At 38.6% G+C, this 12,963-nt stretch carries 9 protein-coding genes; 5 read left to right on the forward strand and 4 right to left on the reverse strand.

Annotated elements, in window-relative coordinates; translation table 11 throughout:
• Positions 1–144: 144 nt before the first annotated feature.
• The 5 genes from B3317_RS04010 to B3317_RS04030 are packed head-to-tail and all read left to right on the forward strand — an operon-like array spanning position 145 to position 8,396.
• Positions 145–3,519: a SusC/RagA family TonB-linked outer membrane protein gene (locus B3317_RS04010; RefSeq protein ID WP_291108872.1), complete on the forward strand. Its 3,375-nt coding sequence runs from the start codon at positions 145–147 to the stop codon at positions 3,517–3,519.
• Positions 3,520–3,539: 20 nt separating this feature from the next.
• Positions 3,540–5,156, forward strand: coding sequence for a RagB/SusD family nutrient uptake outer membrane protein (locus B3317_RS04015; protein WP_291108874.1), 1,617 nt, complete (start codon positions 3,540–3,542; stop codon positions 5,154–5,156).
• Positions 5,157–5,181: 25 nt separating this feature from the next.
• The gene (locus tag B3317_RS04020) at positions 5,182–6,183 is read left to right on the forward strand and encodes a glycoside hydrolase family 18 (RefSeq protein WP_291108876.1); all 1,002 of its coding nucleotides are present in this window, start codon (positions 5,182–5,184) and stop codon (positions 6,181–6,183) included.
• A gap of 34 nt (positions 6,184–6,217) precedes the next feature.
• The gene (locus tag B3317_RS04025; RefSeq protein WP_291108878.1) at positions 6,218–7,225 is read left to right on the forward strand and encodes a BT_3987 domain-containing protein; all 1,008 of its coding nucleotides are present in this window, start codon (positions 6,218–6,220) and stop codon (positions 7,223–7,225) included.
• A gap of 16 nt (positions 7,226–7,241) precedes the next feature.
• Positions 7,242–8,396 (forward strand): DUF1735 and LamG domain-containing protein, encoded by a 1,155-nt coding sequence (locus B3317_RS04030; protein WP_291108880.1) that lies wholly within the window; start codon positions 7,242–7,244, stop codon positions 8,394–8,396.
• 102 nt (positions 8,397–8,498) lie between these two features.
• Here B3317_RS04030 and B3317_RS04035 read toward each other — a convergent pair whose 3' ends face one another.
• The 4 genes from B3317_RS04035 to B3317_RS04050 form a co-directional block, all read right to left on the reverse strand.
• The gene (locus B3317_RS04035; protein ID WP_291108882.1) at positions 8,499–9,494 is read right to left on the reverse strand and encodes a helix-turn-helix domain-containing protein; all 996 of its coding nucleotides are present in this window, start codon (positions 9,492–9,494) and stop codon (positions 8,499–8,501) included.
• 179 nt (positions 9,495–9,673) lie between these two features.
• On the reverse strand, positions 9,674–10,579 hold the full coding sequence (locus tag B3317_RS04040) for a hypothetical protein (RefSeq protein ID WP_291108884.1): 906 nt from the start codon (positions 10,577–10,579) through the stop codon (positions 9,674–9,676).
• Between the two features lie 8 nt (positions 10,580–10,587).
• Positions 10,588–11,391 (reverse strand): hypothetical protein, encoded by an 804-nt coding sequence (locus B3317_RS04045; RefSeq protein WP_291108885.1) that lies wholly within the window; start codon positions 11,389–11,391, stop codon positions 10,588–10,590.
• A gap of 8 nt (positions 11,392–11,399) precedes the next feature.
• Positions 11,400–12,245: a hypothetical protein gene (locus tag B3317_RS04050; protein ID WP_291108887.1), complete on the reverse strand. Its 846-nt coding sequence runs from the start codon at positions 12,243–12,245 to the stop codon at positions 11,400–11,402.
• Positions 12,246–12,963: the final 718 nt, after the last annotated feature.

The raw sequence follows: 12,963 nt of genomic DNA on the forward strand, positions 1-12,963 counted from the left end.
AACCTAAAAATCTAATCGCCTATGAAAAAATGAAAAACCTGAAAAACATTAGAATCTAAAAAATCTGTCGATGCGACCACACCGACAGATAAGAGAAAAAGATTTTATCATTATTTCCATAAAAACCTTTAACAATGTAAATATATGAAAATTATAACAAAAACAGATGTTTTTGCTACTAAAAACGTCTGTCATAAACAATTATTAAGAGTGATGAAACTTACTTCTTTCTTTTTAATCGTTTTTGTTTTTTGTCTAAATGCAGGGAATCTCAGTTCACAAAACATAAAGGTAACCTTAAATCAAAAAAATGTCACGTTAGAAACAGTTTTAAACAAGATTGAATCTCAAACGGATTATTTATTTGTTTATGACAAGTCAATAAACAAAGACCGCATCGTATCTGTAACGGAGACAGAACAAACATTAGCTGATGTTCTGGAAAATCTATTTAGATCTACCAATATTTCTTATTTTGTAGAAGGAACCAATATTGTCCTTAGCACAAAAAAAAGCGGATCGAAGGACACTCCTCAGCAGCAGCGTACTATAACAGGTACAGTTCGCGACGAAAATGGAGAGGCTATAATAGGTGCTTCGGTTTCCATAGAGGGAACAACCAAAGGAACCTTTTCAGATATTGACGGACGATTCGAAATTTCCCTGCCGGCCGGAACTTCAAAACTGGTCGTATCCTTCATCGGAATGGTAACATATGAATTTACTGTAGGTGCACAAAACAACTACAATATTATTCTTAAAAATGCAACCGTGACAATGGATGAAGTCGTAGTTACAGCCTTAGGTATCAGAAGAGAAGAAAAGGCCCTTACTTATAACGTACAAGAAATCAAAGCTGAAGAATTAACGACCGTAAAAGATGCCAACTTTGTCAATTCTCTTGCAGGTAAAGTTGCGGGTATTACCATCAATCAGAGCGCATCGGGTATAGGAGGTTCTTCCCGTGTAATAATGCGTGGAACCAAATCATTGCTTGGTGATAATAATGCGCTCTATGTTATAGACGGTATCCCGATTTATAACACAAAGAACGATCAGCCCGAAGCCGCTTACGAATCGCCCGATGGCGGAGACGGAGATGTCATGTCATTTCTCAATCCTGAAGATATCGAGTCCATATCTGTCCTGTCCGGGGCTGCCTCAGCCGCGTTATATGGCAGCCAGGGGGCGAACGGGGTTATCTTGGTAACGACAAAAAAAGGTAAAGAAGGCCGGGTACGGCTTAATTATTCGAATAGTACCATGTTTATGGCGCCATTCGTTAAACCTCAATTCCAAAATACTTATGGAACAAAGGGTACAGAATTTAATAGTTGGGGGGCAAAACTCGATAAACCGACATCATACGATCCCATGGACTTCTTCCAGACAGGATATACAGAAACAAATTCATTAAGTGTATCGGCAGGAAACCAGTATAACCAAACTTACGCTTCGGCATCAGCTCTTTTAGCCCGGGGGATTATCCCGAATAATGATTTGAGACGTATAAACCTGACAGTCAATAATACTACCAGCTTAATTAAAGATAAGCTAACACTCGATCTCGGCTTTTCATATGCAACCCAAAAAGATAAGAACATGTTGATTCAGGGGCAATATCACAATCCCCTCGTACCTCTTTACCTGTTTCCGAGAGGTGATGATATCAACAAGTATAAAGTATATGAAAGATATGATGAAGGCCGTAATTTCTCACTACAATACTGGCCATATGGTAATCAGGGTTTAGGAATGCAAAATCCGTACTGGATAGTTAACCGGGAAGCATTTGAAAACAAAACAGACAGGTATTCCATCAATGGCGCTCTGATTTATAAACCGGTAAACTGGCTGACATTGACCGGACGGGCATTGAGTACATTTACATCTAACACGTTTGAAAGAAAAATTTCCGCTTCGGCTGATCTGCTCTTTGCCTCCGAAAAAGGAAATTATATGCACAGGCAGACAAGCAATAAGCAGTTATATGCGGATTTCTTGGCCACAGTTGACAAGCGGTTTAGTGATGATTTTAGCTTAACCGGAGTATTAGGAGCTTCCGTTCTCGACTTTAAATATCGTCAGAGCGGAGCCGAAGGCCACTTGAGTATAATCCCCGACTTTTTCTATTTAGGAAATTTAGACCTTACCCATCCCGAATCAAGACTTCTGCAGAATGATTATAACGAGCAGACTCAATCTGTTTTCGCGACAGCCCAGTTAGGTTACAAGAGTATGCTTTATCTGGATCTGACTGCACGTAATGAATGGTCTTCCGCACTGGCATATACAGACCACGGAACAGCTTTTTTCTATCCTTCTGTCGGCTTGTCGGGTATAATAAGTGAAATGACGGATTTAAGTTCCGTAGTCTCATTTCTGAAAGTAAGGGGGTCTTATAGTGAAGTGGGAAATGCCCCTATCAGATATATCACGATGATAAATTATGGACTGAAACAAAATGGCAGCCTCGATCTGCTCCCGTTTTATCCGGCCCGGGGTCTGAAGCCGGAAAGGACAAAAGCTTATGAAGTTGGGTTGAACACGAAGTTTTTGAATAATATGCTAAGGTTCGATATAACATATTACAATACGAATACTTACAATCAGCTATTTAAAATCGATGCGTCTACGACTTCGGGCTTTTCCTACTATTATCTGAATGCCGGAAAAGTAAACAACCAGGGTGTAGAAATTTCATTAGGACTGGATAAAAGATGGAGGGATTTCCAATGGAGCTCAAACTTTACTTATACTCTGAACCGTAACAAAGTAAAGAAAATGGTAGCAGCCGGGACAATAGATCCGACAACTAACCAGCCAATGGAAAACGGAATGAATGAAATTATAGCCAGCGAACAGGATGCATACCGGATGGTAATAAAAGAAGGAGCCGCTATGGGAGATATCTATGTATATACACTAAAAAAAGATTTAAATGGAAATGTATATGTAGACCCGGTTAACGGAACTGTAAGCGCCGATACCAAAAATTGGGTCAGAGCAGGAAATCCGGCTCCAAAATATAACCTTGGATTCCAGAATACCTTTAGCTATAAAGATTTTTCTCTGGGCTTTTTATTCGATGCCCGTGTCGGAGGTGTCGGAGTATCGGCAACTCAGGCTTTGATGGACCGCTATGGTGTGTCAAAAGCTTCAGCAAATGCCAGAGACGCCGGAGGGGTTGCCGTTAATGGCGGCCTGCTGAACCCCGAAAATTATTATTCCGTAGTTGGGGGAGGTACGACAGGTATTCTGTCCGAATATGTCTATAGTATGACTAATGTCAGGTTGCGGGAAGCCAGTCTTAGCTATACCCTTCCGGCAAATCTCTTCAAAGGATATGTTAAGAATGTGACCCTGTCTGTGATCGGACGCAATCTGTGGATGATATATAACAGAGCTCCGTTCGACCCTGAAATCACGGCTTCCACAGGCACGTACTATCAAGGATTCGATTACTTTATGCAGCCAAGCCTTCGTAGCTTCGGGTTTAATGTGAAAGTAGAATTTTAATAACTTAAATGAAAAACATTATGAGATTCTATAAAATCCACAATATCACACATAATCTGTGTTTAGCATTCTTACTCTGTTCTGCTTTTCTTTTTTCTTGTACTGACGATTTTGAACGCAAGAATACCGATCCGAACAGAGCCTTAGAGGAGGATATAAAAAAAGATTTATTGGGTGTCGGAGGATTTATTCCGACAATGCAGACAGATGTAATTCCAACGAGCGACGTGGGTGCTAATGAATACCAGCGTGCCCAAAACCTGACAGGAGATATCTTTTCGGGATACATGGCTGCTATCGGCCAGTGGAACGGCTCAAGTAACAATAGTACCTACAATATGGATTTCAGCGACTGGAATGATGTCGGATTTAATGTAGCTTACCGCTCTGTAATGTCTCCATGGAGCCAGATAAAGGTAAAATCCGGAGAATACGGGGTGCCTTACATTTTCTATCTGGCACAGATAATCAAAATTGCCGGTATGCACCGTATAACTGATAATCACGGACCTATCCCCTACTCTCAATTTGGTAAAGGAGCTATGGGGGCAGCGTACGATTCCCAAGAGGCTATTTATAAATCTTTTTTTGAAGAACTGGACGAAGCTATTGCTGAATTAGACAAATTTGTCTCGGCTAATAGTGATTCCGGGCCATTAGCAAAATACGACTTAGTATATAACGGTAATATCCGCAGTTGGATAAAATTTGCAAATACATTAAGGCTTCGTCTTGCTATACGGGTAGCTTATGTAAATCCGGATTTGGCAAAAGAAAATGCGGAAAAAGCTGTGAATAACAGCTATGGCGTCCTTACCGACAATATGGAAAATGTCACCGTGAAGTCAGGTAAAGGCTATACAATATCCCATCCGTTAACTGTCATATGGAGTTCATATAAAGATACTAAAATGGGGGCCAGTATAGAATCCTTCCTGAAAGGATACGAAGATCCCCGGTTAAGTAAATACTTTAGGCCAGCTGTTTCAGGATCTTATAACGGGGTTCGCAACGGGGTAGTGATATCGAATAAATCAAGATATGAGGATCTTTCAAACCCGAATGTAGAAGCTTCAGCTCCTATACAATGGATGTGCGCAGCCGAAGCCTATTTCCTTAGAGCAGAAGGAGTGCTGCGGGGATGGAATATGGCAGGCACAGATAATTTATCTTCGGCTGAAGATCTATATAATAAGGGAATAGAGGCCTCATTCGCTCAGCATGGAGTCTCATCCTCATATACTTCATATATTAGTAATAACACATTTGTTCCCGCCCGGTTTAGCGATGTAGTAGCTTCCAATAGTATCAATCCTCTTTCAACGATTACTATAAAATGGGACAACTCGGCATCATTTGAAAAGAAACTGGAGCGTATTATTACTCAAAAATGGCTGGCTATGTATCCTGAAGGACAAGAGGCCTGGAGTGAATTCAGAAGAACCGGTTATCCTAAGATATTCCCCGTAGTAACTAATAATAGTTCCGGGAAAATAAACACTGATATTCAGGTAAGAAGAGTCCCTTATCCTAAGACTGAATATACATCGAATCTGACCAATGTTACAGAAGCTGTAAGCACTCTTCTCGGAGGGCCGGATAATGGCGGCACCAAAGTTTGGTGGGATAAAAAATAATGTAGAATAACAAAATACGAAAAGCATGAAAAAATATATATACATATCTATCTTTTTATTTGCTGCAATTGCATTTGCCACTTCGTGTGACAATGAATGGACGGAGCCAAAAACAATAGATGTGGATCAGCCTGAAATTGGCTCAGACGCTTATTTTGCCAATCTGAGAGATTATAAACAGTCTGACCATCAGATTGCGTTTGGTTGGTTTGGAGGCTGGACAGCTGCCGGCCCGTCGATGGTTACCCGTCTCTACTCAATACCCGATAGTGTAGATATGATAGGCTTATGGGGAAATATGTGGCATAGGGATAAAATGACTCCTGAAAAAATTGATGATTTGCTACTTACCCGGGAAGTAAAAGGAACGAAGATACTGGTGACAACCCTTTTAGGCTGGACCGGAAAAGAGTTGCCAAACATACCTGAAGAAAATTGGGGAACCGACCGCCAGGAAGGATTACGTAAATATGCAAAGGCACTCGCTGAAGAAATTATCGACCTCGGTTTTGACGGACTGGATATCGACTATGAACCGAATGTCGGAGGCCAGACAGATGTCAGAGACTGCCCCAGAGGGGAGGACATGATTGTTTTTGTTCAGGAGCTTGGAAAATATTTAGGGCCGAAGTCCAATTCCGGTAAATTATTAGTTGTTGACGGAGAATTGGATGCACTGCCTGAAGAAACGGGTCCTTATTTCGATTACGCGATAGCCCAGGCATATTCGACAACCAGCGGCAGTAACCTGCAAAACAGATATAACAGAATCAGTTCTATATTCAAACCCGAACAATTCATTGTTACGGAAGACTTTGAAGCTCACTGGAGGACTGGCGGGGTTAACTATACCGAAACGAATGGGAACAAAGTACCATCTATCTTAGGCATGGCTAAATGGAACCCGGCCCAGGGGGTAAAAGGAGGATGTGGTACTTATCATATGGAATATGAATACAGGAATACGGAGATGGAGTATAAATATCTTCGTCAGGCGATTCAAATAATGAATCCTGGAGTAAAATGAATATTGTTGTATATTCCCTAATAACTGATTACATATGAAAACATATAAAATACATACATTTATTTATCTCTTCATAGCTTGCCTGTTTTGGGCAAGCTGTAGCTCGGACGACGATACGGAAACATTAGACCCGATTATTTATCTGAACACCAAGCAGGGTGACTCTCAGGTGGCCGTGAATATAAACTATAAACGGCTAAAAGAGTCGTCTGACCTGAACTATATATTATTGCCTGTAAAAGCTACGGGAAGAGTCAATCAGGAAACAAAAGTTATCCTTGAAACGGATGAATCTTTAGTGAAGAGTTACAACGATGCAAAAGGAACAGAATATGAAGTACTTCCGTCTTCAGCATATTCTATAGGTAAGAATTCTTTAAGTATCGCTTCCGGGAGTAATATTTCGGTCGATTCAGTACAAATTGCTTTTAATAAGACATTTATAGAAGAACATTTTACCGGATTTATAAATACAACATTTATACTCCCAATAAAAATATCCTCTGTTCAAACAGGAGATAAAAATATAAGAGTGAGTTCAAACTTAAATGTAGTCTATGCTATTGTAGATTTTTCCCTGACCGGATTCGTATCAGAAACATCTGTAAAACCAGGCGCATCTATCGATCGTTCGGCATGGACATCCGAGTCCAGGCACAGTTATGCTTACGGTCCGGCGCAGAATTCATATGACGGAGATCTTTCTACCTCATGGGTTATTCAATCAGGTAATTCATCCCATGGTATATATTATGATATGAGTGAAGTGCATAAGGTGAAAGGTTTCAGTTTGGTTTCTTCATATATTTTATACGGATACTATAATTGTGTATTGGCCGGATTCAGTATTGGAGTAAGTGCCGATGGTGTGAACTGGACCGATTTAGGCAGTGTGGAGCCTGTTATTGAGAATAACGAAAAGGTAGATGCTATTTATCAATTTGCAGAGCCTTTAGAGGGCAGGTATGTACGCATTCTTCCGGATAAATTTTCGAACAGCTACAATCTGGCCAGTATTGCCGAAGTCTACTTTTATGAATAACAGAAAAGAGTGAAATATGAAAACAAGAATAATATTATTTATAGCTGCTTTGCTGAGTGTTTTATACTCGTGCAAAGAAGCCGATGAATTTCAGAACGTAATTTATTTTACAGGCACTGAAAACAGTCCGGTACTGAAGATGTCTATCGAGGAACCGACGGATTTAGGAATAAGTGTCAGAGCCTCTGCCATAACAAAAAATGATATTAACGTTACTGTTGCTGTAAATGAGGCGCTGGTAGATAAATACAATAAAGAGAACGGAACAAATTATAAAACTTTATCTACGGATATATATAGTATCAGCAATACAAGTCTTCAGATAAAGGCCGGAAAATACATCTCGGAGCCTCTGAAATTATCCATTAAATCATTAAATGAATTTACGGACGAAGATATTTATTGTGTCCCTATGGAAATAAAGAATGTTCAGGGAGGTGACTTCCCTGTTTTAGATGCTTCAAGGATTATATATCTGGTAATAAACAAAACCATTATAACAAAAGCGGCCGACCTGAGCGGAAACTACTTTAAGGTAGATTTCGAAAATAAAGACTTGGGCAAAGGTGATCTGTCGGCAGTGAATGAATTGACTATGGAAGCCAGAATTTATGTGGACAGATTCCAAACAGCGAATCCGTTTATTAGTACCATAATGGGATTGGAAGAAAATTTCCTGCTCAGGATCGGCGACGTTACTATCGATAATAATCAATTGCAATTAGCGGGAGGAGGATATCCGGTAACATCAGTAAACGGATTATCTGCAAATGCCTGGACTCATGTGGCTGTAACATATGATGGAAGCCTGATAAAACTTTATGTCAACGGAGAACTGGAATCATATGTTGAAGCGCCCAGAGGGCCTATCAACCTCACAGGTCTGGATGGTGACCGTAAGTTCTATATAGGGCAAACTGCTCTGTATGGAAGGTATCTGTATGGAAAAATAAGTGAAGTCCGCGTTTGGACAAAAGCTCTGACTAAAGAAGAGATACAGAATGGTATATGTGCTGTATCTCCGGCATCTGAGGGGTTGCTGGCATACTGGAAATTTAACTCGGCAAAGAGTGACACTGAGCTAAATGTTGTGCCTGACCTTACAGGGAACGGTTATCATGCAAAGGGTATAAGAAATGTAAGTTGGGTTGAAGGAGTAAGATGTCCTTAAACAAGCATTAAATCAAAAGGATACATTAATGTTTAGTTATGGCCGGAAGAAGAATCTTCCGGCCATTTTATTCAGAACCATCCGGTGTAAGATACCAAACTGTTAATATGTTTGCAGAAGATCCCTTCCTATATTTTCTATATATTCTTTTTGCTTATCGAGATACAAGGTTCGTTGCAATTCATTACTACCCGTAATCAGGGTAGAGTATTTTTTCAAAGATTCGAGCCTTTTCCTCATTATATCACAAACCTTAGAATCTGATATTATAGCCGGAATTTCTTTATATATACATAGTTCCACTATTTTTTGGTCGTTAAATTGTAAGTATGAATAATTTGTTTCTATGTCAAGTTTAGATAAGTAGCAGATATTTTCGGCTCCAAGATCATTTTTTCCTTCCATCATAAATTTTTCAACAAAGCTGACCAGATCGAAGAGTTCGGTTTGCAGTATAGCTATATCTGTATCGGTTATGAGTTTTCTTCTATAAAAATAGGTTATTTCTTTTATCATGGATAACAGTGTATTATCATCTATGATTAATTCAATACGTTTTATTTTTCTGTGATTATTTATATAATCCCTCATCATCTGTTTATTTTCCGGACTCAAATCAATCTCGGAAAATTTCATGTTGAAAGCCTTTGTCGCTACCTGGTGTCTTCCTATAAAATATTGAAATTTGGTAAGATTTTCATATCTTAATAAGAGATTGAGAGGCAACCTGTTCCTTGCGGAAATAAGTAATGCGTTCGGGTCGTTCTCTATATATATCATTTTATCTATTGATTTAGTAATTAAATCGTTATAGACACCTACAATATCCATCTCATCCTCAAGAAGCCATTTCATATCGAGGAACGTACCTTTAATGCGGTGCTTTCCTATAATCTCATCCAGAGAAAAACTAAAGGCCAGCGAGATTTTCATGACCTCTTCAAAGGTGAATGGAATCTCGCCTCTTAATCTTCGGGATATAGATTGTTGACTGATGTTCAATATGTTTTTCAGGCGTGAAATAATATTTACATCATTCGATTCTTCTTTTTTTATAGTCTCCACTAATTTCGAATAAATACCCTCCCTGTTTTTCATAAAATTATATTTATAGCTAAACATCTGACATTATATATTGTTTATTACATTCCAGAGCTTCTTTTCAGGAAATAAACATCTATCTACTAAAGCTAAAAATGGGTATAACGCTTTAAGCCGCACCTCGAATAATTCATTGATCGGACAAATGGCAAAGACATATTCGCAAACTATTTTTGTTAAAAGCTTCCCATATACCGACCCGCAATGCTGGCATCAGAAGTAATGGTATATTTTATTGTATTTCCTGATTTAGTTCTATTCGTCGCATTATTGTTTGCGTCTTCCCCAGAAGGATCAATATAGTCAAGCCCACAGTGAAGGCTTATGATGTCGCCTTCATTTAGTTTTACAGGAGCCTGACTTACGATTGTCTGCGATTGATTTTGAATTATACCGCCACTGGCATTAACCACTCTACCGGGAAACGAAGTTACTGCTTTAAACGGAGTAATACCATCTTCTAAAATAACAGCTTCATAAGCACCCAGGGAATTCTTCCGTAGCAACTCCACATACAATACATCCCTGATACCGCACGGATTTGCATTTTTTATCAATGTTATAGATAACTGAATATAATACCAGCCTGTCTTTTTAATTTCAAGCCGCCCGTCGCTGGTAATTAGACAAAGGTCTTCATTATTAGCCGTTCTGTCAGTCAGATAAACTTCATCCTCCGATTTACCCTCCAAATCGGCAATACGATCAAATGGAGCATCCATAAAGGATGTGCCGCTTGCGTAAAATACCAGCGGAGGGGCCAACAGGGAAGAATAGCGGGTAATAAAAGGAATCCATTTATGAAGTAATCCATCCCAATAGTAAAAGCCATTTGGTTCTGCCATATCCTGCGGGGTGGGATTGGCTAAATAAACAATCATTCCGTCAGGTTTTTCCAGAGTTGACTCCAAAGATTCAACTCTGGGTATAAGTACTCCGGACTTATTATCCGGATTCGCATAACTACTTGGCCTTACCAATAAATTGCCATTAGGTACGTTATTGGAATTTATAGCAACCTGGGACCACAAAAGGGGCTGGAAAGCCAGTAGAAACAATAATAGAAAATACAGTTTTTTCATTATAATATTTAATTATTATCTTTTACACGTTGTAAATAAATGGTAGCAGGAGTATTTAATGTAGCTCTCACATTGTTACCTGTAGAGAAATCCCTGCTAATCTTTATTATAAGGTCATCTCCTTCGTCCAGATCAACCAAGGCATTCAATGCCAGAATCCCCGAACGCCCATTGGCAAAGGCTATGGTAGTCGATGTCGTCAAAGCCGGAGTAAATGATACACCATTTTTTAATATTTCGGCAGTGTATGTCATGATACCGGTAACCTGATCCTTATACAGACCAGCACTCATAATCAGCAGATACAAACCGCTTTTCCCAATCTGCAGTCTATGATTGCCTAAAAGTTTATAGCTGGAATCCAAGGCTTCTTTTTCTGTAAAATAGACATAGCATGCAGAATTTGAAAGATTTATAAATGATGTACTTGTTGATGTTCCGTTTAAATTCAGGTACAATCCGCTGCCACTGGCTACAACTTTGTTAATATCCTCTTCGATTGTATATTCATCTAAAAATTGATCCCAGAGGGTCTTATTGTTATCCCAAAAATAAAAACTGTTTTTTGAGTAATTATTTGTATCGGTATTACTCAAAAAAGCAATCATGCTGTGCTGTTCACTGGTTGGATTCGCTGCAGGAAAGGACTGAAAACATGGAACTATCAAGCCCACATTCTTTTCAGGATTGCTGGTATTAGACGCTCTAATGTCAAGTATTGCTCTCGGTTCATCATCGGCATTTATCGTAACCTGTGCAGTCATCGTTCCATAAACAAGAGCGGTTACAGATGCTAATATAATCTTTTTCATGCTTTTTCTTATTTATGTAAGTAATATAAAGTAAGGGAATTGACACCAAGTCCATTGTAAGGATAATTACATGGGGCTCCTGTTGACGTACTATCGGCGCTTACCTGCCGTACATATGCAGTAAGTACATTACCTTTTATCAACTTAACAATGACGTTTACCAATATTTGCGAGCCACTTGTCGTTTCTGAAGAGGTATTAGTTATTCCTTGTACAATAGGTGTCGTATTATTGTTTACCAATACCTTCGCCGTAAAATCTGTCTGAGCATCACAGCTGGCATTTGAAGCTGGTGTACGTTTAAAAGTTATTGATAATGAAACAAGGTATGTACCTGTTTTTCCGATTGTCAGCTGATTATCGCTGAGAGTGAATTTTTTATCATCCGATACATTTAGATCATTGTATACCAATTTATTAAAAAGAACTTGCCTGTCAATGTTATTATAAGAAGAACCTGTTATAGATTTAAAATCTTGTCCGTAGACACAATAAATCTGCTCCATTACTTCCGAAGACGGCGCTGTTATCAAATGTACCCATTCATTACCGTTCCAATAATAAAAGCCATCAGTTTTTGACTGGAATTCTTCTTTGGTTCCGGCATCTTTGCGTAATAATACCAGATTCCCTGTTTCGGTGGGACTTGAAGGCGGGTTCTCCTCGGGGAAATTTGTAACCAAGGGCACCAATATACCATCGATAGCCGTTGGAATAGACGGATTTGCTGAACGGATGTCTAAAGTGGCTTTCGGCTCTTCCAGTACGCCGATTGTTACTTGAGCAAATACTGAGTTTGAACCTATATAATTTGTTAATAAAATTAACAGTGAAATTGTTATCTTAAATTTCATTTTTATTTGTGTTATTGGTTATTAAGTAGGTCAAATCATTCGATGACCAAAATTTATACATTTTCTTCGATATTAATCTATTTTCGAATTTTAACAAAACATCTTACGAGGAAGCTCCTTTTGCTTCCCGGACATATATAGATGGAGTAGATACTAGTACCCTACAAATAGAAAATAGAATAATTTCCAAAGATTATCGCGGTCGACAGAGGCTGTTTAATATTTTTTGCCTGCAGTATCTTTGTTTAAAGCTTACTTGTCCCATGTAGTTTTTAGTTGATAATAGTTTTTTCGTTTTGGTAAATAATTATTTGCTTATTGTCTGTTGTAAATTCCAATATTTTTCATAAAGCTATTCCACATATAAACTTCGATACTCTGCATTATCAGGAGTTCTCTGGAATGGCGGTTTTTAAATGAAGACTATTATATTATTTTGATTGTCTGAATATTAATCAATAGTAATAATTATAATAGTCCTATCGTTTGTGTAAGATCGATCCATTTAGAGATTACAACTATTTTATTTCCCGGAGTAATAAACCGATTAACCTCTTCCCTACTGTTATAAAAGAGTTCTCTGGATTAAAGAGTCCCATTTTGTATCAAAGATACATTGGAATAAAAGAAAGATATATCACAAAAACAGTATATTACTGATGATTAAACCCGCAATACCCATCAAATTTTGACTATCATAATGGACATCACACAGTAA

Origin of the sequence: Dysgonomonas sp. UBA7710 (assembly GCF_002482385.1) — a bacterium.
Classification (GTDB): Bacteria; Bacteroidota; Bacteroidia; order Bacteroidales; family Dysgonomonadaceae; genus Dysgonomonas.